Origin of the sequence: Sphingobacterium sp., assembly GCF_032065005.1 — a bacterium.
Classification (GTDB): domain Bacteria; phylum Bacteroidota; class Bacteroidia; order Sphingobacteriales; family Sphingobacteriaceae; genus Sphingobacterium.
Genome location: NZ_DAMBMM010000001.1, coordinates 599,822 through 623,211, shown reverse-complemented (window position 1 = coordinate 623,211; position 23,390 = coordinate 599,822). Strand labels below are relative to the sequence as shown.

Annotated in this window: 21 protein-coding genes; 10 read left to right on the top strand and 11 right to left on the bottom strand. The window is 39.4% G+C overall.

The annotated features are described in order from the left end of the window. Positions 1–5: 5 nt before the first annotated feature. The 3 genes from RT138_RS02680 to RT138_RS02670 all read right to left on the bottom strand — a co-directional run bounded on the left by RT138_RS02680 (position 6) and on the right by RT138_RS02670 (position 4,183). Complete coding sequence (locus RT138_RS02680; RefSeq protein ID WP_185214429.1) at positions 6–1,277, bottom strand: adenylosuccinate synthase; 1,272 nt, start codon at positions 1,275–1,277, stop codon at positions 6–8. Positions 1,278–1,402: 125 nt separating this feature from the next. Beyond that, entirely contained in the window at positions 1,403–1,897 is a 495-nt protein-coding gene (locus RT138_RS02675) for a Fur family transcriptional regulator (RefSeq protein WP_093096388.1), read from the bottom strand. Positions 1,898–1,978: 81 nt separating this feature from the next. Beyond that, positions 1,979–4,183, bottom strand: coding sequence for a RelA/SpoT family protein (locus tag RT138_RS02670; protein WP_185214431.1), 2,205 nt, complete (start codon positions 4,181–4,183; stop codon positions 1,979–1,981). 137 nt (positions 4,184–4,320) lie between these two features. Between RT138_RS02670 and RT138_RS02665 the strand changes: the two genes are divergently transcribed. From RT138_RS02665 to bshB1, 3 genes are read left to right on the top strand one after another with little or no spacing between them, the layout of a single operon-like run. Beyond that, entirely contained in the window at positions 4,321–4,965 is a 645-nt protein-coding gene (locus RT138_RS02665) for a DUF4294 domain-containing protein (protein WP_237219462.1), read from the top strand. 12 nt (positions 4,966–4,977) lie between these two features. Beyond that, entirely contained in the window at positions 4,978–5,475 is a 498-nt protein-coding gene (locus tag RT138_RS02660; protein ID WP_185214432.1) for a glutathione peroxidase, read from the top strand. Positions 5,476–5,524: 49 nt separating this feature from the next. After that, positions 5,525–6,244 (top strand): bacillithiol biosynthesis deacetylase BshB1, encoded by a 720-nt coding sequence (gene bshB1, locus RT138_RS02655; RefSeq protein WP_313189412.1) that lies wholly within the window; start codon positions 5,525–5,527, stop codon positions 6,242–6,244. Between the two features lie 120 nt (positions 6,245–6,364). On the opposite strand, the gene RT138_RS02650 is transcribed toward bshB1, so the two are convergent. The 5 genes from RT138_RS02650 to RT138_RS02630 all read right to left on the bottom strand — a co-directional run bounded on the left by RT138_RS02650 (position 6,365) and on the right by RT138_RS02630 (position 10,284). Continuing rightward, positions 6,365–7,345 (bottom strand): bifunctional riboflavin kinase/FAD synthetase, encoded by a 981-nt coding sequence (locus tag RT138_RS02650; protein WP_313189411.1) that lies wholly within the window; start codon positions 7,343–7,345, stop codon positions 6,365–6,367. A 26-nt stretch (positions 7,346–7,371) separates the two neighbouring features. Next, complete coding sequence (gene truB / locus RT138_RS02645; RefSeq protein ID WP_313189410.1) at positions 7,372–8,094, bottom strand: tRNA pseudouridine(55) synthase TruB; 723 nt, start codon at positions 8,092–8,094, stop codon at positions 7,372–7,374. Between the two features lie 209 nt (positions 8,095–8,303). Continuing rightward, positions 8,304–9,122, bottom strand: a complete 819-nt coding sequence (locus RT138_RS02640) for an undecaprenyl-diphosphate phosphatase (RefSeq protein ID WP_185214436.1) — start codon at positions 9,120–9,122, stop codon at positions 8,304–8,306. Further along, a complete protein-coding gene (locus RT138_RS02635; protein ID WP_313189409.1) occupies positions 9,122–9,376 on the bottom strand; it encodes a DUF3098 domain-containing protein in 255 nt (84 codons plus the stop codon). The genes RT138_RS02640 and RT138_RS02635 overlap by 1 nt, the downstream gene beginning before the upstream one ends. 29 nt (positions 9,377–9,405) lie before the next feature. Further along, positions 9,406–10,284 (bottom strand): cell division protein FtsX, encoded by an 879-nt coding sequence (locus RT138_RS02630; RefSeq protein WP_093096407.1) that lies wholly within the window; start codon positions 10,282–10,284, stop codon positions 9,406–9,408. Between the two features lie 171 nt (positions 10,285–10,455). Between RT138_RS02630 and leuS the strand changes: the two genes are divergently transcribed. After that, positions 10,456–13,239, top strand: a complete 2,784-nt coding sequence (gene leuS, locus RT138_RS02625) for a leucine--tRNA ligase (RefSeq protein WP_313189408.1) — start codon at positions 10,456–10,458, stop codon at positions 13,237–13,239. A 475-nt stretch (positions 13,240–13,714) separates the two neighbouring features. Here the strand turns inward: leuS and RT138_RS02620 are convergent, their stop codons facing one another. Next, positions 13,715–14,599 carry a bestrophin family ion channel gene (locus RT138_RS02620; protein WP_313189407.1) on the bottom strand — a complete coding sequence of 295 codons (885 nt, stop codon included), beginning with the start codon at positions 14,597–14,599 and terminating at the stop codon, positions 13,715–13,717. A 49-nt stretch (positions 14,600–14,648) separates the two neighbouring features. Here RT138_RS02620 and RT138_RS02615 point away from each other — a divergent pair, with 49 nt between their 5' ends. Together RT138_RS02615 and trxA are read left to right on the top strand one after the other, a co-directional pair. Beyond that, on the top strand, positions 14,649–15,494 hold the full coding sequence (locus tag RT138_RS02615) for a GH25 family lysozyme (RefSeq protein ID WP_313189406.1): 846 nt from the start codon (positions 14,649–14,651) through the stop codon (positions 15,492–15,494). Between the two features lie 99 nt (positions 15,495–15,593). Beyond that, complete coding sequence (gene trxA, locus RT138_RS02610; protein ID WP_093096417.1) at positions 15,594–15,890, top strand: thioredoxin; 297 nt, start codon at positions 15,594–15,596, stop codon at positions 15,888–15,890. A 385-nt stretch (positions 15,891–16,275) separates the two neighbouring features. Here the strand turns inward: trxA and RT138_RS02605 are convergent, their stop codons facing one another. After that, a complete protein-coding gene (locus tag RT138_RS02605; protein WP_313189405.1) occupies positions 16,276–17,595 on the bottom strand; it encodes a hemolysin family protein in 1,320 nt (439 codons plus the stop codon). 221 nt (positions 17,596–17,816) lie between these two features. Between RT138_RS02605 and RT138_RS02600 the strand changes: the two genes are divergently transcribed. Together RT138_RS02600 and RT138_RS02595 are read left to right on the top strand one after the other, a co-directional pair. Further along, entirely contained in the window at positions 17,817–18,932 is a 1,116-nt protein-coding gene (locus RT138_RS02600) for a phosphotransferase (protein ID WP_313189404.1), read from the top strand. Between the two features lies 1 nt (position 18,933). Further along, positions 18,934–19,572 carry a carbohydrate-binding family 9-like protein gene (locus RT138_RS02595; protein ID WP_313189403.1) on the top strand — a complete coding sequence of 213 codons (639 nt, stop codon included), beginning with the start codon at positions 18,934–18,936 and terminating at the stop codon, positions 19,570–19,572. A gap of 74 nt (positions 19,573–19,646) precedes the next feature. Here RT138_RS02595 and RT138_RS02590 read toward each other — a convergent pair whose 3' ends face one another. Then, entirely contained in the window at positions 19,647–20,204 is a 558-nt protein-coding gene (locus tag RT138_RS02590) for an NAD(P)H-dependent oxidoreductase (RefSeq protein WP_313189402.1), read from the bottom strand. Between the two features lie 83 nt (positions 20,205–20,287). Between RT138_RS02590 and RT138_RS02585 the strand changes: the two genes are divergently transcribed. Together RT138_RS02585 and pdeM are read left to right on the top strand one after the other, a co-directional pair. Beyond that, complete coding sequence (locus tag RT138_RS02585) at positions 20,288–22,732, top strand: ligase-associated DNA damage response DEXH box helicase (protein WP_313189401.1); 2,445 nt, start codon at positions 20,288–20,290, stop codon at positions 22,730–22,732. Next, complete coding sequence (pdeM, locus tag RT138_RS02580) at positions 22,725–23,375, top strand: ligase-associated DNA damage response endonuclease PdeM (protein ID WP_313189400.1); 651 nt, start codon at positions 22,725–22,727, stop codon at positions 23,373–23,375. Before RT138_RS02585 ends, pdeM begins: the two co-directional genes overlap by 8 nt. Positions 23,376–23,390: the final 15 nt, after the last annotated feature.

Below are 23,390 nucleotides of genomic sequence, written 5' to 3'. Positions count from 1 at the left end.
GTTTCTTATAAAACAATAGTTTGCGTACGATCTGGACCTACTGACAAATACTTAATTGGCACATTCAATTCTTGTTCTAAGAATGCGATGTAATTGTTCAATGCAGCTGGAATTTCATCTTTACTACGGATACCAGTCAAATCTGTATTCCATCCTTCAACTTCTTTCAGGATAGGCTCAGGTTGGTGAGTTATGATTTCATATGGCATGTAATCGATGGTTTCACCTTGGTATTTATAGTGTGTACAAACGTAGATCTTGTCAAAAGTATCCAATACATCCGCTTTCATCATAATCAATTCGGTAACCCCGTTGATCATAATGGCATATTTCAATGCAGGAAGATCGATCCATCCGGTACGACGAGCTCTACCTGTAGTCGCGCCAAACTCATGACCTAATTGACGTAATTTCTCGCCAGTTTCATTTTCAAGTTCTGTCGGGAATGGACCGCCACCTACACGAGTTGCATAGGCTTTAAAGATTCCGAATACTTCTCCGATTTTGTTTGGAGCAATTCCTAAACCTGTACATGCACCAGCAGTAGTGGTATTTGAAGAAGTTACGAATGGATAAGAACCGAAGTCAACATCCAGAAGAGTTCCCTGTGCACCTTCTGCCAACACACGTTTACCGTCTTTTAAGTATTGGTTTACAAGGTGTTCAGAGTCTACATGAGGAATAGATTTCAAGAATTCGATAGCATCCATGAACGCTTTTTCCTTTTCAGAAAAATCAGGAATCTCACCATAGTGAGCTAACATGGAAAGGTGCTTTTGCTTAAGTTTTTCGTAACGCTCCATAAAGTCCGGAAGAGTAGTATCTCCGACTCTTAAGCCATTACGGCCAGTTTTGTCCATATAAGTTGGACCGATACCTTTAAGTGTAGAACCGATCTTACCAGCACCCATATTAGATTCAGATGCTGCATCCAATAGTTGATGGGTTGGTAATATTAAGTGTGCTTTACGCGCAATTACCAAGTTCCCTTTACCAACTGGATCGAATCCAGCAGCTTTAAGGTTGTCCAATTCTCTTTTTAGGATGATAGGGTCGATTACAACACCGTTACCGATTAGGTTTAGGGTTCCTTCATTGAAGATTCCTGAAGGAATAGTGTTCAATACAAATTTCTTGTTGTCAAACTCTAAAGTGTGTCCCGCGTTTGGTCCGCCTTGGAAGCGAGCGATCAAATCATATTTTGGACAAAAAACATCAACGATTTTCCCTTTTCCCTCGTCTCCCCACTGCAATCCCAATAGCACATCAACTTGCATAGTATTACTTGAAATTTATTAGTTAAAATTTATTTTGTTTATTCACGAATCAAAAAAAATTCGGAAAAAGGTGCTAATGTGCCTTTTTCCGAACAAAGGTATATATTAATTCCTCGAATGTTAAATTAATTTGAAATTACTGCTTCTTTTACGGGAGCCTCTTGGTTGAGTTTACTTTTTCTGCAGTCTGCACAGATTCCATATAGGTTTAGGGAATGGTGCTTGATATCAAAGTTCAATAGATCACCAATCATAGATTGGATCTGGTATACCCTAGGGTCACAAAATTCCACTACTTTATTGCATTCGATGCAGATAACGTGGTCATGTTGCTTGTAACCATACGATTTTTCGAACTGAGCCATATTGCGGCCAAACTGATGTTTGGTCACCAAGTCACATGATACCAGTAATTCTAAGGTATTATATACCGTCGCTCTACTTACACGGTATTTTTTGTTTTTCATGTGGATATATAGAGACTCTACATCGAAATGGTCTGATCTCGAGTAGATTTCTTCTAAGATTGCATAACGCTCAGGTGTTTTTCTGAGATTTTTGTTTTCTAAGTAGGCTTCAAAAATCTTCTTTACGGTTTCGTAATTTTCCCCTTGTTTCATAAGGTATTTCCTTTATAAGTTCCAAATTTACCAAAATAGGATGGTAATATCCATGTGAAAATGTCAAGACCTTGTAAGTCTTTAGTTTTCTGACTCATATCGTGTTACTCCAGTAATGCCTGGAATCTGCTTCAAATGCTTGATTAAACTATCTAATTGATTGGTGTCGTTTACAAAGACCATGATATCCCCTTCAAATATCCCTTCGTTACTGGAAATGGAAAGAGAACGGATGTTCACCTTGAAGTCCTGCGAAATGACGGTTGTGATCTTATTTACTAAGCCCACATCATCAATACCGACTATCTTCAATCCAGTTAAGAAGGCGACATTATTGTGCAATGATGCCCATTTCGCTTTTAATATCCTATAGCCATAGTTAGCCATCAATTTTGAAGCATTCGGGCAACTTGTACGGTGAATCTTGATGCCATCATTAACGGTCAAGAACCCAAAGATATCATCACCAGGGATTGGGTTACAGCATGGTGCCAATGTATAATCTACTTTCTGATAATCATCGCCGATCAGGATGGTATCATCCTTTTTGTTGATCTTCTCCACCAACCCATTGATATGGGACTGGAATTGATTTTGATTGGCGTCTTCAGAACGCTCATTGGCAACAAAATTCCTAAGGTTCTTAATATCGATAGCACCCTTGGCCACATTATAGAATAACTCCTGCGAACTAGGGAACTTAAAGAAATTAGCAATTTTATTGATGTTTTCCGTGTTGTAGGTAATCTTCAAAGATTTCAGTTTTCTCTCCAAAATCTCCTTACCATCCTCAGCAACACGACGTTTCTCCTCCTTCAAGGATGATTTGATTTTTGACTTCGCCTTTGCCGTTACAACAAAGTTTAGCCAATCTTCTTTTGGGGTCTGTTTACTGGAGGTGATAATCTCTACCTGATCACCATTCAGAAGTTCGTGGCTCAGGGGAACCAGTTTATGGTTTACCTTGGCGCCAATACAAGTTGCACCAATATCGGTATGGATTTCAAAGGCAAAGTCAAGAGCCGTAGCTCCGTTCGGAAGCTGCACCAAGGTACCTTTAGGCGTGAAGATAAAGATCTCGTCGGAGAACAAGTTCATTTTAAAATCATCCACAAAGTCCAGGGCGTTAGGTTCCGGATTGTTCAAGATATCGCGTACCTTTTGGATCCATTGATCCAAACCATTGTCAGAGTTCGACTCTTTATATTTCCAATGGGCAGCAAAACCTTTTTCAGCAATCTCATTCATCCTTCTTGTCCTGATCTGTACTTCTACCCATTGACCTCTCGGGCCCATAACGGTCGTATGCAAAGACTCATAGCCATTTGCCTTCGGTGAAGACACCCAGTCACGCAAGCGGTCTGGATTCGGACGATAAAGGTCAGTTACGATTGAATAGACCTTCCAACATTCTGTTTTTTCCTTTTCATCATCTGTATCAATGATGATCCTGATTGCGAATAGGTCATACACCTCTTCAAAAGGAATGGACTTCTTGCGCATCTTGTTCCAGATGGAGTGGATGGACTTAGGTCTTCCAAAAACAGAAGCATTGATGCCTTCTTCAGCTAGAATTTCTTGAATAGGAGAAATGAAGTCAGCGATAAACTTTTCACGTTCAGCCTTCTTTTCATTCAGTTTCTTCGCGATAAACTTATACGTATCAGGATCCGTATATTTCATCGAGAGGTCTTCCAGCTCAGATTTTATGGCATACAAACCCAGTCGATGGGCTAGGGGAGCATAAAGGTAGCTGGTTTCCGAAGCGATCTTCAATTGCTTATGGCGGGCCATGAATTCCATGGTCCTCATATTATGAAGACGGTCAGCCAGTTTAATTAAGATTACCCTAACATCATCCGCTAGGGTCAACAGCATTTTTCTAAAGTTCTCGGCTTGCATGGAACTGTTCGGGTCAAAGATCCCAGAGATCTTGGTCAGCCCGTCGATGATACGGACCACTTTTTTTCCGAACTGTTCTTCGATATCTTGAAGGGTAACACTCGTATCCTCAACAACATCATGTAGCAATGCACAAACAATAGAAGTAGTTCCAAGTCCGATTTCTTCTGCAGCGATCTGTGCTACAGCGATAGGATGGTAAATATAAGGTTCGCCAGATTTCCGGCGCATATCTTTATGGCTTTCCAGTGCTAAATCGAAGGCCTTTCTGATCTGTTGCTTATCTCCTTTTTGAAGAGTGGGCTTACAAGCCCTTAAAAGTGCGCGGTATCTTTTACGGATTTCCTTATTTTCAGCCTCAATATCAATCACATATTCTTCCATAAAATTGCATTGCTATCAAAAAAAATAAAATAATTTGCTATATTTATTGAACAAATAATTAAAGATTTTATACTAAATTGTAAAGTATAAATATACAGAAAAAAAATGAATTTTATCGCATAGGGCTTATTATATTGATGATGTGTGGAAGTAACATAAAGTGGGTTTTTATCGCAGCGATCTTGTTTGTACTGCCAGGGATTGGCTTTGCTCAAACATTGATAAAACCTCAGTATGGACCGGGTAAACCTGAGGTGGTAGAACATTATGCAACTACAACCCTTGATAATGGCGAAGTTGTTCCTTGGTTCCCAATCGAGGAGGTTGTCATTTACGCTAGGCGAACATTTAAAACAGAAGAGGATAGGCAGAAATATTTAAGGTTAAGAAGGAATGTGATTCGGGTTCTTCCTTATGCTATCTATGCCCAAAAAAGATATGAGCAATTAGACCGGGACTTAGCCTTGGCCAATTCAAGGCGTGAAGAGAAGAGATTGATCAAGGAGTGCGAGCGAGAAATCAAGGATAAGATCACCTCAGAAGTCAAGAACCTCAGCGTTTCTCAAGGAAAGATCTTGATCAAATTGATAGAAAGACAGACTGGAAACACCAGTTATGACCTAGTAAAAGACATGAAAGGCGGTATTTCCGCATTTGTATATCAAGGTGTGGCCAAGATATTTGGCCATAATTTAAAGAGTACATATGATCCTCAGGAAGATTATGAGATAGAGAATATTATTCGCGAGTACGAACGTTCGCGGCCGATGGTAAAACGTTAAAAACCTATTATTATGAGTAAGACCGTATATGATTATGATGCATTAGAGTTTAGTGGACAGAAGAGATCACTTCGAGATTTTGAAGGCAAAGTTTTACTCATTGTCAATACAGCAAGCAATTGCTTTTTCAGTAGACAGTTCAGGACCCTTGAAAATCTATATAAGAAATATAAAGAGTTGGGTTTTGAGGTGTTGGCCTTTCCCTCCAATGATTTCAGGAACCAAGAACCCTTGACCGGAAGGACCTTGGAGACTTATTGCCGGATCAATAGGCAAGTAACATTTCCTGTTTTTAAGCGAATCCATGTAAAAGGGGAGTTTACTGACCCACTTTACAGGTATCTAACCAACATTGAGGAAAACGGAAAGATTGGCACTATCCCGAAGTGGAATTTCCATAAATATTTAATTAATAAAAAGGGTGAAGTAGTCGATCATTTCTATTCATTGACAAGCCCAATGTCAAAAAAAGTCCACAATCGTATTGAAGAGCTTCTAGGAGATAAGTAATCGCTTTAAATTTTAGTAGTTTTGTGTATTGTACTTAATACACAATTTGATGAAATTAGATTTACTTGTCATGACCGTTCATCCTGATGATGCAGAATTGGGAGCCGGTGGTGTTATTGCCAAATATGTAGCTGAAGGTAAAACAGTAGGGATCGTAGACCTTACTTTAGGCGAATTGGGTACACGTGGTACTCCAGAAATCCGTGCCCAGGAAGCTCAAGATGCTGCAAAAATACTTGGTGTAGCCGTTCGTGAGAACCTTAGGTTACGTGATGGATTCTTCCAGAACAACGAAGAAGGTCAGAAGGAAGTGATTAAGGCAATTCGGAAGTTTCAACCTGAAATCGTTATTACCAATGCTTGGGAGGACCGTCATCCAGATCATGGCCGTGCGAGCAAGCTTGTCAATGACGCATTGTTCCTTGCTGGTTTAAGAAGGATAGAAACTGAATTGGACGGCCAGGCGCAAGAACCCTTTCGTCCTAGGTTACAGCTTCAATTGATCCAAGACAAATATATTCAACCAGACATCTTAATAGACATTACGAAGTATTGGGACATCAAGGAGCGTTCAATATTGGCTTACACCTCACAATTCAATGTCGAGAACCAAGATGACGAACCGCAGACCTATATCTCAAACCCTGACTTCATGGATTCCACAAAAGCTAGGGCACATGAGTTCGGAAGATCCATTCAAGTGAAATACGCCGAAGGATTTACCAGTCGAAAGATCTTAGGTGTGAATGACCTGTTTGAACTTTATTAGCTTTGATAGATGTGAGATATGAGAAATAAAAAAGGACCAAATTGGTCCTTTTCTTATAATCTTGATATTAAATAAATTTTCAATCTCAAATCTCAATACTCAGATCTCACATCTAAAAAACTACTTCCCTTCGAAATATTTCCTGATATCAGCTTCGTCTTTTTTGATCTGTTCCTGCATGAGTTCAAGGCTTTCGAACCATTGGTCATGACGGATAAATTCAAGGAATTTTACACGGATGGTTTTTGTATAAAGATCATCGTTGAAGTCCAATAGGTTAACCTCAATTTTTCTGTTCATGCCATCTACGGTAGGACGGGTTCCAATATAGCACATCCCTTTTGCAACGCGTTCCGGTACCGGTTCAAAATAATCACCTGTTACCACCTCAGTAGTTTTAGGATAGATTTCTACCTCCACGGCATAGATACCATAAGCAGGAATTAGTTTATGGGATTCATGGACGTGTAAGTTTGCGGTCGGAAAACCAATCTCACGGCCAATCTGATCACCTTTAATCACAGTTCCGGTCAATTCAAAGGGATACCCAAGGTATTTGTTAGCCGTGATGATATCACCTTTGATCAACGATTCGCGCACTCTGGTGGAAGAAACCGCTACATCTTCGATGTCCTGTTCAGGGATTTGATCTACGGTATAGTCAAAAATCTCAGAAAAATGAATTAAATCCTTGATCGTACCTTTTCGGTCCTTTCCAAAATGGTGATCATATCCGATAACAATTTTCTTACATCCAATTTTATTGACCAGCACATCTGAAATATATTCTTCTGGGTTTTGATTGGAAAAGTCCCTGGTGAAAGGAGTGATGATCAAGTGGTCGATACCAGCCAGCGCCAATCGCTCCACCTTTTCTTCAATATCATTGATCAGCCTTAGGCTATCGTCATCAGGATTGATAATTAATCTTGGATGCGGAAAAAAGGTTAACAAAACGGTCTCGCCAGTATTATCCTTTGCCAATTCGGTCAACTTATTTAGAATCTTCTGGTGACCAACATGCACGCCGTCAAATGTCCCTATCGTAACGATAGCATAATCCAACGCCTTGAATTCATCCAGATTTCTGTATATTTTCATTATATGATTTTCTAAGGTTAGAACTATTAAACCGTTTGGTTCTTTAACTCCCTTACTTGATTAATTAATTCCGTTAATTCCCAGGCGTCTTTGACATCAAAGTCCCCCGATTTTGTTCTTCTCAGCGAAGATAGATGTCCGCCACAGTTCAGTTTTTTACCGAAGTCATGGGCGATGGAACGGATATAAGTTCCTTTACTGCATTTAATCCGGAAGTAGACCTTTGGCAATTCGATCTTTTCAATATCAAATTCCATGATTTCAACCCGTCTGGCCTTTAATTCGACCTCTTCGCCACGTCTAGCTTTCTCATAAACACGCTCTCCGTTAATTTTAATAGCGGAGTGGGCAGGAGGGAACTGATCTTGGACACCAACAAAAGAAGCTGCTGTATTCAAGATATCTTCATCCTTCAAGAAAGAATAGTCAAAAGTTTGGTCAATTTCAGTTTCTAGGTCATATGAAGGAGTAGTAGCTCCTAATGTTATGCTTCCTGTATATTCTTTGTCTTCAGCTTGAAAACCATCGATTTGCTTGGTCATCTTACCAGTACAAACGATCAGGAGTCCGGTTGCTAAAGGGTCTAGGGTTCCAGCGTGTCCAACCTTAACCTTCATCGGTTTAATGCTGTTGCGCAATTTACCAACGACATCAAAACTAGTCCACGTTAATGGCTTATCGATTAATAAAACTTCACCCTCCGCAAAAGCAAATTTTGGCTTAGCTTGTCCTTCTATATTTTCGCTCATTTAATATTAAAGTTTCATGGAATTCATTCCAATCTGTTCATCAGTTCAGAATATTTCCTCTGGCTAATTTTCTGCAAAAATAGGAATTTTATTTAGATGTGAGATATTAGACTTGAGATTTGAGGAATTATTGGTACTAAAAAAGGACCTAATAGGTCCTTCTATATTTTAAATTTTCTATCACAGATCTCACATCTTAAATCTCACTACTATCCTTGCGTATAAAAAAACACCAACAGCGCTATACCGATAACAATTCTATACCAGCCCCAGAATTTGAAGCCATATTTTGTTAGGACGCTGATGAAGGTTTTTACGGCGATCATGGCAACGATAAACGCAACGATATTCCCGATGATAAAAATCATGATGTTTTCATTGCTGGCCATGATCATCTCATAACCTTTTGCCGCATGTTCTGTTCCTTCCGCCCATGTTTTTACGAAAATGGAGTAGACAGTTACGGCAAGCATGGTTGGAACGGCCAAAAAGAAGGAAAATTCAGCAGCTGCTTTACGGTCAAGACCTTGGGTCAAACCACCGATGATAGATGCTGCAGAGCGTGAAGTTCCTGGCATCATCGCCAAACATTGCCAAATACCAATAATAAAGGCCTTCTTAACCGGAATTTCCTTCTCATCGGTAATCTTTGGATTCTTAAACCATTTGTCCACAAACAATAGGACCACACCCCCTAAAACCAACACGGTCGAAATGGCAATCTGGTTACCTAACACCGCCTCAATCTTATCATCCAATAATTTACCCAATACTAGGGCTGGAATAACGGCAATGGCTAATTTGTAGTAAAATTTAAGGTTTTTGAAATCAAAGAATCTTTTCCAATAAAGGACAACAATGGAAAGGATAGCTCCAAATTGGATAGATACTTGGAACATCTTTAGGTATTCACTTTCTTCCATCCCCATCAATGCGGCCGTAAAGCCCATGTGAGCAGTAGAAGAAATAGGAAGGTACTCTGTTAAACCCTCGACGATAGCGAGGATAATTGCTTCTAAATAACTCATTATTCCTGGGTTGTTTTGTTCTTAGGTTTATACAATATTGCTACAAATCCTAATGCAAAACCAGCCACCACAACAATAGGTGCCAAAGTGATTTTGGTAAAGCTGTAGATGTCCTCTGTACCCATCATCAAGATGAAGCCAATGGCCACAACAACGATACTCAAAACGAATAATTGATAGTTTATTTTCTTAAATACAAACCCCGCATTTGAAGCATTTGCTGGAGTTCCTTTTACATTCTTAGTTTGACTCATTTTCTGAACGGATTAACAATTGATCGATTTTATCTATATAAACTTGCTGATTTAGCACGTAAATATTTGGTAACGGCAAAGTATGTACTTGCTCCAGAGATCAAGATACCTAATCCTAAAACGATGGCGAAAATCATTGCAAATTCAAACCAATCGCGTAAGAATACCAATTCAGGCACTTGTTTTTGGGCAAATTGTAAGGTCAGAATCAATAGTAAGATAGCAATCAGGGCACCGATCAATCCATGGGCAATCCCGTATAATATATATGGTTTGCGGATGAAGCCTTTCGTAGCACCGATCAACTGCATACTCTTGATCAAGAAACGCTGTGAGTAGATTGCTAGACGAATGGTATTGTTGATCAAAGCCACGGCTATGATTAATAGAATCACGGTAAAGGCTAGAATTACGATACTGATCACACGGATGTTTTTGTTGACCATATCAATCAATGACTCTTGGTAAACCACCTCTTTAATGCGGCTGTTTTTCCCAATCTTATTGATGAAGGTCTGGATCGAATCGCTATTCGCGTATTGTTCCTTCATGTACACATCAATAGATGGCAGTAAGGGGTTTCTACCTAAGTATTCAACAAAGTCTTCACCCAAATCCTCTCTAAGGTTCTTTGCAGCGAGTTCCTTGCTTACATATTCCGAACGTAAAACATAAGGGTCTTTTTCCAGATCCTTCTGTAGCGACAGCACATCACCTTCATTGACATTATCATTTACGATGACGTTCAAGACGATGTTCTCTTTTACATAACGTGATAAGTTTTTAGCATGGACTAGAATTAGTCCCAAAAGACCTGTCATCAATAGAACCAGTGCAATACTGATTACTGTAGATACGTATACTGATTTAGTTTTTTTCCTTGGTGAACCCTGTTCGATCACTGACATATATTTGATTCTGCGTTTATCCTTGCGAAAGTAAGGATTTATTTTTTCCCAATACTAATTTTCTAACAGCGAATATCAGAATTTATTGTATAGAATAAAAAACTTTTATACCGAATTTACCCTAAATTCGCTAATTTCGCAATTCTTTGTACCATACTTTTATAATTTATAATGGAGTATAACCATCAATCTATCGAGCAAAAATGGCAAAAGTTTTGGGCTGATAACCAGACCTTCAAGACTTCTGAATCTACTGAAAAACCAAAATACTATGTTTTGGACATGTTTCCTTATCCTTCTGGTGCAGGGCTGCATGTTGGTCACCCGCTCGGCTATATTGCATCCGACATCTTTTCACGCTACAAAAGATTAAAAGGCTTCAATGTATTGCACCCCATGGGTTATGACTCTTTTGGTCTGCCAGCTGAACAATATGCCATCCAAACTGGACAGCATCCAGCTATCACCACTGAAGCGAATATCAACCGCTATAGAGAGCAACTAGATAACATTGGTTTCTCTTATGACTGGTCACGTGAGGTCCGTACCTCTGAACCGGAATATTACCGTTGGACCCAATGGATCTTTATGCAGCTATTCGATGCATGGTATAATAAGGAGTCCGATAAGGCAGAACCTATCTCTACCTTAATCCAAAAATTTGAGACTTCTGGTTCAGAAGGTATTAAAGCCGAATCTGACGAGGATGTATTGACCTTTACAGCGGATGAATGGAAAGCATTCTCTGAAACAGAAAAACAAACTGAGCTATTAAAATATAGACTTGCTTTCTTGAGAGAAAGTACAGTGAACTGGTGTCCTGCATTAGGAACGGTACTGGCAAACGATGAGGTAATCAACGGTTTGTCAGAACGGGGCGGATTCCCAGTGGAACAAAAGAAAATGATGCAATGGTCAATGCGTATCACTGCTTATGCAGACCGCCTTTTAAGAGGGTTGGATACCATCGATTGGCCAGAACCTTTGGTTGAGATGCAACGCAATTGGATCGGTAAATCAGTAGGAGCAAGTGTCAAATTTCCAGTTCCTCAATTAAATGATAATATCGAAGTATTTACCACCCGTGTTGATACTATTTTCGGTGTTAGCTTTGTGGTTTTAGCCCCAGAACATGAGTTAGTTTCTGCTTTAACAACGGAAGCGCAAAGAGCTGAAATCGAATCTTATATAGACAAGACATCCAAAAAATCCGAATTGGATCGTATGGCTGATACCAAAACCGTTTCCGGAGCATTTACAGGCTCATATGCCAAACATCCGTTGACTGGAGAAGATGTACAGATCTGGATTGCTGATTATGTATTGGCTGGATATGGAACGGGGGCCGTTATGGCAGTACCTTCGGGAGATCAACGTGATTATCTGTTCGCTAAGCATTTTAATCTTCCTATCATTCCGATCTCTGATTCACAGGATATCTCTGAAGCAGCAGATCCCAATAAGGATGGAAAATATATCAATTCAGGTTTCATCAATGGAATGAACTATCAGGAAGCTGTTCCGGCATTGATCGAAAAACTGGAGGCTATCAAATTAGGTAAGGCAAAAATCAATTTCCGTATGCGTCATGCCATCTTCGGCAGACAAAGATACTGGGGAGAACCTGTTCCTGTCTATTTCAAAGATGGATTACCTTATTTGATCAAAGAGGAAGAATTACCTTTATTACTTCCTGAGGTAGATAAATACCTTCCAACTGAAACTGGTGAGCCGCCTTTGGGTCGTGCAGAAGGTTGGAAATACCAAGACCAATACGAGTATGAATTGAGTACCATGCCAGGATGGGCAGGCTCTTCATGGTATTGGTTCCGCTATATGGATCCTAAAAATGAACAGGATTTTGCCTCCAAAGATGCAGTTGATTACTGGAAGGCAGTGGATCTATATATTGGTGGTTCTGAGCATGCTACAGGTCACTTGCTATACTCACGCTTCTGGAACAAGTTCCTGAAAGATATCGGTTATCATAACGAGGAAGAACCGTTCAAGAAATTGATCAACCAAGGTATGATCCAAGGAAGATCCAATTTTGTTTATCGCGTATTGGATGCAGATGGAAAAGGAACCAATCAATTTGTTTCCTTAGGCCTGAAGGATCAATACACCGTGAATCCATTGCATGTTGATGTAAATATTGTACATAACGATGTTCTAGACCTGGAGAAATTCAAACAGTCTAGACCTGATTATAATGATGCGGAATTCATTTTAGAAAACGGTAAATATATCTGTGGCACTGAGGTTGAAAAGATGTCAAAATCTAAATTCAACGTGGTCAACCCTGACGATATTATCGAACAATACGGCGCAGATACCCTTCGCCTATATGAAATGTTCTTAGGTCCTTTGGAACAGGCAAAACCTTGGAACACAAATGGTATCGAGGGTGTATATAAATTCTTACGTAAGGTATGGCGCTTGTTCCATGACGCTGAAGGAAACTTCAACGTATCTGATGAAGAGCCAACAAAAGCGGAATATAAAGCATTACATAAGATCATCAAGAAAGTTGAAGAAGATATTGAACGTTTCTCTTTCAATACTTCCGTATCGGCCTTTATGATCTGTGTAAATGAATTGACCGATCTTAAAACCAACAAACGTAAGATCCTTCAAGATCTATTGATCGTCCTAGAACCTTATGCTCCACACATTACCGAAGAGCTTTGGTCTAAGCTAGGAAATGAAGCCGGCAGCATTTCTTATGCAAACTATCCAGTCTTCAACCCAGAATATTTGGTAGAAAGTGAATTTGCATACCCTGTTTCCATTAATGGAAAAATGAAAATGAACCTTCCTCTTGCTTTAGATCTTGATCAACAGGCTGTAGAGGGCATATTGAAAGAAAATGCAGATGTCCAAAAATTATTGGATGGCAAGGCCGTGAAGAAGGTAATTTTTGTAAAAGGAAAGATTATCAATATTGTGGTGTAGGTAATAACATTGCAGCACATGAAATATGAAAGGGATGGCGAAAGCTATCCCTTTTTTTGGGGGGGTGGGTAATTTGAACCAGGATTCCCCTGGCTTCGCTCGGGGTACGGGATGGGAGGATGGACCAAGATCTGGATTTGAACAAGGATTCCCCTCGACTTCGCTCGGGGTAAGGGATTAGAGGATGGACCAAGATCAGGATTTGAACCAGGATTCCCCTCGACTTCGCTCGGGGTACGGGATTAGAGGATGGGCCAGGATTTAATGCCCATCAAACAATTAATTGGCCGGTGTTTCTTTAGAACATTTCCAATTCTGAACGAGGAGTGAAGAATCTGTAATGTTCCTATAAAAAAAGCCTGTCATCCTGAACCGAAGGTTCAGGAACTGTACGCTAGTGCAATCCTTGTTTTACTCCGAGATGTTTCGTTCCTCAACACGACAGTTAGTGAGATAGATTGAGGAACTTTCCTGATTACCCCAACAATATCTCATTGCAATGTTTTTTGATATTTGCTGCAATCTTATCGATCGGTAGGTCATCAGAATCTGCGCCAAATGGATCTTCGATGGATTCGCCAATCATTTCTAGCGTGGCTAAAACATAAAATATAAATGGAACAGCTGCTACTACAAAATAACCCATTGAAAAGACTAAGCCAATGGGTAAGGTCGCAGTATACAACACAATAAATGTCTTAATGAATGCACTATAACCTAATGGGATAGGTGTGTTCTTGATTCTTTCACAAGCTCCGGTCACATCGGTCAAAGATGTCAATTCCTTATTCAGCACAATTAGTTGATCTCCCGTAAGGATTCCTTCTTTATAGATTTTATTGGTCTTTTTATAGATGAGGGCTGCTACTTGGTTGGGACCATGTTTCTTTTCATCCAGATCCTGTAATTCAGGATGTTCATTCTCATCCAGCATAAATTTGGTATAGTCAGACCTTAAATAGCTAAAGAGCGTCTCTGCAAAAAGGGCAATCGACTTTCTATAGAAACTTCGGTTTACCTTGTCATCCGGCGATAAAAAGGCATTCAGCTTGATGGCAAGGGTTCTGCTGGTGTTGGTTAGGGCGCCCCATTGTTTCCTGGCTTCCCACCAGCGGTCATAGGCAGTATTTGTTCTAAATACCAATAATAAGGAAAGTACAAAGCCCAATAGATTATGCACCGTAGTAATGTTTTTCATCCAAGTCCTGTCGGACAATTTCAGGTATTCCAATTCCCAATATGCAAGAGCCCAGGACACCAAAACCGAAATAATAAGATAGGGAAGAAGACGCTTGAAAATTTTACTGTTATGAAGGTAGGAAATGGTTTTAAACCAGTCTTTGGGGTTGTAAACAATCATTGAATAATTTTTTTGGCTATAATCTATAAATAGCCTAATTTCACGCAATATGACAAAAAAGCGCAAAACGGTCAAGAAAAAAGTTGTCTCCGAAAGAGAAATTAACCGTAATCTACTTTTTTGGAGTATTGCCATACCATGCTTGATTGTCATTGGTATTTTTGCTTGGCAGCATCGCGCGGGTCTATCATACCTGATGGTCAAATGGTTTGAAAAGGACAAGATGATCGCTGAAGATAATAGCAAATATGATATCCGGAATGTCGAATTGATGCGTAGGCACGATGATAAAATCTTCGGAATCGATATCTCGCAATATCAAGGAGATATTTCTTGGGATGAGGTCTTAAAGATCAATGAGGAATTCCCGGTAGATTTCATATATATCCGAGCGACCATGGGGGAAAAAGCAAAAGACAGCAAATTCAAATCCAATTGGAAAGCGGTCAAGAAAAGAAATAAACTCAGGGGAGCCTACCATTACTTCCGGCCAAAGGAAAATTCTGTTAAGCAGGCTAATAACTTTATCAACACGGTAGACCTTGAACCTGGAGACTTACCACCGGTATTGGATATCGAAGAAATGCCTAGAAACCAGTCTATGGACAGTTTAAAGACTGGCCTAAAGAGATGGCTGGTACAAGTCGAAAAACATTATAAAATAAAGCCTGTTTTATATTCAGGGGATAAATACTTTGCTGATTTCCTGGAAAAGGAATTTTCGGACTATACCCTTTGGATTGCCAACTATAATTTTTGGGTAGAGAAGCCCAAGAAACACTGGAATTTCTGGCAATTCTCGGAGAAAGGAACCGTGAAGGGAATTAGAGGCCCTGTGGACCTCAACCAATTCAGTGGCGATATTGAAGACCTAGAAAAATTGAGCTTAGAATAAACGAAATAGGCTTAATTTTGTCTTATTAATAGAAACGAGTGAATTAACGATGCATTTAATCCATTAGCTTAAATGCTCAATTTTATAAATTATAATACAATGGCATCATTTAACGATATACTTCAAAAAAATTCTTTGGTCCTGATCGATTTTTCAGCAGCTTGGTGTGGACCATGTCAGATGTTGGCACCAATTTTAAAAGAGGTTAAGGATGAAATGGGAGAGAAGCTCTCGATCATTAAAATCGACATCGACAAGAATCAGGCTGTAGCAAGCAAATTCCATGTTCAGGGTGTACCAACCTTAATCCTTTATAAAGATGGGAATCAGGTTTGGCGTCAAAGTGGATTACAGCCGAAACATGAACTTTTGAAAATCATTAATTCCTTTTCTTAAGGAATATATAAGAGGAAGTCATCAGCTGATTTCCTCTTATTATTTTGACCTTAATCTACCAGTTTTCAATTGATTATTCTGACCTTTAATTAAGCCTATATTAGGTCTAACTAACCCTTCCAAATTTGCATTTCCAAGAATAGAAATTCAATCCAAAAATTGATAAAAATATTTAGGTTTTATATTGACCTTATTCGAGACACATTCGGAATTTTCCGAATATGTCTCGAATAAGGGTAAACTGAGGGGTATAAAAAATTTGCTAAAGATCTTCGGTCAATATTGAAAAATAATTCAGAATATATGCACTGTAATAAGGAACATTAATCGCATAAAAAAAGCCACCAAATATGGTGGCTTTTCGGATGTCTTTATATGAGTATTATCAGTCAATATTTGCTGTTTCATCAGATGCAGGATCTTTGACGATGAGACTAAGTTTATCGATCCTGTGACCATCCATGTCCAAGACTTCAAATTCCAGGTTCTTGTACATCACTTTTTCGCCTTCTTCAGGTATATGGTCCAATAATAAGAATACCAATCCTGCCACAGTGGTTAAATTACCGATCTCATCTTCATCTTCCTCCGTAAGGTCCAAGTTGAACATCTCGATAAAATCATCCAGCTGGAAACTACCATCGATAACAAAAGAACCATCTTCACGTTGTCTGATAGTTTTCTTCTCTTCTGTTTCCGGAGAGTCGAAACCACCTACCAGAGAGGCTACGATATCAGTCATGGTAATGATCCCTTGAGGACTACCGTATTCATCAACTACCACAGCCTGTAAAACCTTGCCAATTTTCAAAGTTTTCAGGACATTATAGGCGTATGTATTCTCATTGACAAAAGGGATAGGAGTGACCAGTTTGGCCAGGTCCATTTCCTTGGAGGTCAAGTATTCCTTCAAAAGGGTTTTGACATGCACCAATCCAATGACATGGTCAAAATTACCGTCACAGACAGGATATTCCGTATGCTCATCAGCGATAATGCAAGCTTTGTTTTCTTCAAAGCTATCTTGGATATCCAAATAAGTGATTTTGCTTCGGTGAACCATCAGGTTTATTGCCTTCTTATCACCTAAGCTAAGTACGCGATCCACCATATCGTGTTCAATTCCTTCGATGGCTCCACTATCCACACCTTCATCGACCAAGGCCTTGATTTCTTCCTCGGTCACTGCATTCTGATTTACCTTGATATTGAATAACTTCACGATAAACTCGGTTGAGATGCTCAGCAACCACACAAATGGTTTTACGATTTTACTCAGCACATTCATAGGAACCGAAATAAAGGAAGCATACTTTTCAGGTATAGCCATACCGATCCGTTTTGGCACCAATTCACCGATAATTAAGGAAAGGTAAGTGATAATCAACACCACGATCAAAACAGAAACTTGGTTACTGTAGGGTGCTAAGGCTTCTATTTTATTAAGTTGTTCTGCAATGTAGATGGAGATTGTTCCTCCAGAGAAAAAACCCGTCAAGATACCGATTAAGGTAATACCGATCTGTACGGTCGATAAGAAGTTGTTTGGGTTTTCTTTTAATTCAAGTGCGGTTTTGGCACCTTTATTTTTAGAACTTGCAGCTTGCAATCTTGCTTTTCTGCTGGATACTATCGCTATCTCAGACGCAGACAGGATACCATTTAAAACTATTAATATGAGAATAATTACTATTTCCGTGACCATATGGGGTATAACTCGCTAATCATGTAGCAAAATACGAAATATTCTTTTCAATACTTGATTAAAATTGATTTTAAAGCAAGGAAACAACCTATAATTAATACTTTAAATCGACTGCATGCAATTTTATTATGCAACCGTTTGATTATAAAAAATATTTTATTTATTGATTCTGTTTATAGATATTGCATTCATTACATAGCATGTTGAATGAATTAAGAGTAATGTCAACCAAAAAAACTGAAAATAGCATTAGATCGGCGGAGAAATTTAAACTAGAAGGTGAAATTATTGATTCTGTACCTTTTGGGTCTGGTCATATCAATGATACCTTTAAGATAACAACCAACAGCCAACTAAATAACCTTTATTTATTGCAGCGCATTAACCATCATATTTTCCAGGATGTGGAAGGTCTGATGAATAATATAGAAAGTGTCTGTAAGCACCTCAAGAAAAAACTAGCACACTTAGGGGAAAAGGAAGTCTTGAAGAGAACAATGACTATTGTTCCTACCAAAGATCAAAAGAACTACTATCAAGATGAAAATGGTGATTATTGGCGCGTGTTCCATTTGATCCCTGAAACTAGGAGTTATGATATCTTGGAAACCCAAGAGCAGGCTTATTCTGGAGGAATGGCATTTGGACAATTCCAGAAACAATTGAGTGACCTGGATCCTAAAACCATTGTGGAGATTCTACCCAATTTTCACAACATCGAATTTAGATTGAATAACCTGCGCGAAGCAATTGAGAAAAATCCGGCAAAGCGTGTCGAGAAAATCCAGGATCTATTGGATTATATCTTTGAACGCGAGGAAAAGATGCGGACGATCCTAGAATTAGGCCGTTCCAATCAATTGCCTTTGAGAATTACCCATAATGACACAAAATTCAACAATGTTCTGTTGGATAAGGATGATAAGGTGCAATGTGTCATTGATTTGGATACGGTAATGCCAGGCTATGTAGCTTATGATTTTGGAGACGCTATCCGTACCATTATCAATTCAGCAGCGGAAGATGAAGCTGATATATCAAAAATTGTTTTAAATATTCCTTTGTTCCAATCATTCACGGCGGGATATCTTTCAGAAGCCAAGGAGTTTTTGACAGAAACCGAGGTGGATTCTCTGATTCCTGCTGTCCATTTATTGCCATATATGCAAGCTGTTAGGTTCCTGACCGATTATATCAATGGGGACACCTATTATAAAATTGCTTACCCAGAACATAACCTGGTAAGGACAAAAGCGCAATTGAAGCTTGTCCATGAACTCGAAGTAAATAATGATAAATTAACAGGTATATTAGCGGAGAATCTAATGTCTAACTAATATGAAGGAACTTATTGTTAAAAAAATCGATCTTACAGGCGTTGAATTAGATTATGCGAGCCTTTCAAAGGGACTTTTTGGATTAGACTGGCACCAAATAGACCAAGCACCTTGGCAAGCTGAGTTTCCAGTAAATCCTGAAGTAAGATTTCAGGTTGCCTATGATCAAGAGTCGATTTATGTCCATTATCATGTTCAAGAGGAATTTGTAAAAGCTCAATATATCCGTCCAAATGAAAATATTTGGGAAGATAGCTGTGTGGAGTTCTTTATTTCATTTGATGATCGCCAGACCTATTATAATTTTGAATTTAATGCATTAGGGGCAGGCTTGATCGGTTATGGCACCTCGGATAAGGCATCCAGAAATAGATTGACGGCGGAAGAGATATTAAGCGTGAACACCTTTACCCAAGTAAAGAACCTTCAAGGTAATAAGACTTGGGATATGATCCTGGTCATACCGATTTCTTTATTCGGGAAAAAAGCGGATGAATTAGGGGGAACAACAGTTCAAGCAAATTTCTATAAATGTGGGGACAGTTTACCAAATCCTCATTTTGTAGCTTGGAATGACATCGATTTTCCAAAACCTAATTTTCATTTGCCAGCATTCTTTGGTGAAATCAAGTTTCAGTAAGCTATAAAAAACATCGGCAAGTGGATTGAGTTCCAACTTGCCGACATTGCATTCATTTAGCCAATACTATTCGGCTATTTTAAGAATTTTTCAATCCATTCTTTATAGGCTGCCATAAAGGAGTCCAAGAATTTCTGACAATCTTTATTGACCAATTTACCTTGTTCATCGAAATTTGCCGCAACATTACCTATATAGGCTTCCGGTTGAGCCATGGTTGGCACATTGATAAAGACCAATGATTGCCTTAAATGATGATTGGCACCAAATCCACCGATTGCCCCAATTGAGGAGCTGATCACGCCACCTGGTTTTCCATCCCAAACATTTTTACCATACGGTCTTGAAGCAACGTCTATGGCATTCTTCAGCACTGCAGATACCCCACGGTTATATTCTGGAGTGACAAAAAGCACTGCATCTAATTCGGACACGGCTTTCCTGAAATCAACATATTCCTTAGGAGGATTTCCTTGATCTAAATCTTCATTATAATATGGAAGTTGGCCAATTTCTAGAATCTCTAACTCCAGACCTGCCGGTGGATTAGAAACCAGATAGTTAGCAATTTTCTTATTGAAAGACTCTTTTCTCAAACTTCCTACAAAAACACCTATTTTTTTATTTGTCATAATATTTACTTTGTTATTGGTTATAACAAAATACTTCATAAAAAGTTATTAAGATATTATTAATTCTTATTTTCATTCTTTGGATGTCTACAGTGAAAAATGAATTTGCGGAAGTATGGTTCTTTAACCAAGGATGGAAGGCGCATGCCTTTCAGGAGCAATGTTGGAAGGCTATTTCCAATGGAGAATCTGGAATCCTCAATGCGCCGACTGGCTATGGAAAGACCTTTGCCATCTGGTTTGGGATCATTGCCCAATATTATGCTAAAGGGGCAAATCCCAAAGCAAGCAAGAAAAAACAACTCCATGCTCTTTGGATTACCCCATTGCGGGCGCTATCCAAGGAGATCCATAAAGCGACCAATCAAGTTTCAGTTGACTTGGACCTTGATTACCAGATAGAATTGCGAACAGGAGATACTTCCACCAGTATTCGCCAGAAACAGCGCAAAAACCCGCCACAAGCATTAATTACGACGCCGGAGAGTGTGCATCTGATCCTTGCAACAAAAGGAGGGCAGGAGTATTTTAAGAACCTGGAGTTCATTGTCGTTGATGAATGGCATGAACTGTTGGGGTCCAAGCGAGGTGTGTTAATTGAGCTTGCGCTAAGTCGTTTAAAGGCCATAAATCCTAACTTGAAGATTTGGGGTATATCGGCAACGATCGGTAACCTGGAAGAAGCAAAAGATATACTATTGGGTCCAGGAACCCATGGAACTCTCATTAAGGCTGAAATCCATAAAAAAATGGATATTCAGACGGTCTTTCCAGATAATCTGGAGAAGTTTCCTTGGGCCGGGCATCTAGGGATTAAGCTATTGGACAAGGTCGTCGATATCATCAATAATTACCAAACAACATTAATATTCACCAATACAAGGTCGCAGGCCGAAATCTGGTATCAGCAGATCATTACCTATTATCCAGAATTTGCCGGACTGTTGGCCATCCACCATGGCTCCTTAAGCGATGAGGTCCGCAATTGGGTAGAAGAGGCCCTGCATGAAGGAAAATTAAAGGCAGTGGTCTGTACGAGCAGTTTGGACCTAGGGGTTGATTTTAGGCCCGTGGACTGTGTTGTCCAGGTTGGATCCCCCAAAGGTATTGCCAGGTTCCTGCAAAGGGCAGGACGCTCAGGGCATAGGCCTGATGCTACCTCAATCATATATTATGTGCCTACCAATTCCTTAGAGATCATTGAAGGAGATTCCTTGAAATTTGCCGTGAAGGAGAAAATCGTGGAAAGTAGGATTCCCTATTTAAGATCTTTTGATGTTTTGATTCAATACCTCATGACCTTGGCTGTAGGAGATGGATTTTATGCAGATGAAATCCTGCAAGAGGTAGCTCAGACCCATTGCTTTGAATCGATAACCCAAGAGGAATTTGACCAATGCATGTCCTTATTGATCCATGGAGGATCAACCCTTCAAGCGTATGATGATTTCCATCGCTTGGTTTTGGAAGATGGGGTATACAAGGTGACTTCCAGAAAGTTGGCGATGCGACATCGATTGTCTATTGGTGCCATAGTATCAGACCTGATGATGCGTGTTAAATTTCTTTCAGGAAAATATTTGGGATCCATTGAGGAGTCCTTTATTTCAAAATTGAATATCGGCGATGTTTTTTGGTTTTCTGGTCGGCAACTGGAACTGGTTCAGATTATAGCAAATGATGCCATTGTGAAGGCATCTGAAAAGAAAAAAGGAGTGGTACCATCCTGGATGGGTGGGCGATTTGCCATTTCTCCAGACCTTGGAATTGCCATTCGACATAGTTTTAAGAGTATCCATAAAACGGTAGGTATAAGTCCAGAAATCAAATTCTTGAAACCATTATTTAAAGAGCAGGAGCAGCTTTCGGCCCTTCCGAAAGAAGATGAGCTCTTGGTCGAATATATACAGACCAAGTATGGCTATCATCTCTTTTTCTATCCATTTGAAGGGAAACTAGTCCATGAAGGCATGGCTCAGGTTGTGGCCTATCGATTGAGTCTGTTAAAACCTGCAACCTTCTCCATTGCGACAAATGAATATGGGATTGAGCTTCTTTCTGAAACAGATTATGAAATTGACACCCAACTGTTAAAGCAAATTTTCAGTCCACAGAACCTGCACAAGGATATCAATTCTGGAATTAATGTTCAGGAAATGGCAAGAAGGAGGTTTCGGGACATAGCTGGTATTGCTGGACTGATATTTCAGGGATTTCCAGGAAAGCAAATGAAAAGCAAGCATTTACAGGCGAATGCTGGGTTGTTTTTTTCTGTTTTTTCTGAATATGAGCCTTCCAACCTTCTGTTGCGGGAGGCATATGATGAAGTCTTTGATTTTCAATTGGAGGAAGGTAGAATGCAGCTGGCCTTTGAACGAATCTCGAAACATAAGATTATTTTTAGTAGACCTACTAAATTAACTCCCTTTGCGTTCCCTATATTTGCAGAATCTTTTCGAGAGCGCTATTCCAATGAAGATTGGCAAAGCCGATTGGAAAAGCTGAAAAATCAACTATTAGATGGCTAAACGCTTAGAGTTAAATGGATTGGAAATGTACCTGTTACCCCAAAGGGTGATGTATATTCCCAAATATTTTATGCTGATCATCTCCGATTGGCACCTCGGTAAATTAGCCCATTTTCGTAAGGAAGGTCTATTTGTTCCATCACCAAACATCGAAGAAGAACTGGATAGGATGAACCTATTGATCCAGGACCTTGATATCAAGGAAATCGTGTTCCTAGGAGATCTTTTCCATTCCGAATGGAATTCCGATTGGGAAAAATTAAAATCCCATATAAACAGCATCAGTAAATACGCAATCCAATTTACCCTGACCAAAGGGAATCATGATATCTTGAAGGAAAAGCATTTTCAAGATATGAACATGAAGATCAAGGATGAAGTATTACTAGCTGAAGGTGTGATTCTCTCCCATGAGCCCATAATTGGCTTACCAGACTACATGTTCAATATAGTAGGGCATATTCATCCAGGCTGTCTCATCGATGCAGGAGCAAGGCAATCTTTTCGACTGCCATGCTTTTTTATTCAGGATAAAGTGCTCACGATCCCGGCGTTTGGAAAATACACCGGTTTGCACCTGATCAAGAAAGATAGAAACAATAAGATTTTCGTCATTGTAAACGATTCTGTACTTGAGCTTTAATAAACAATTGCTATT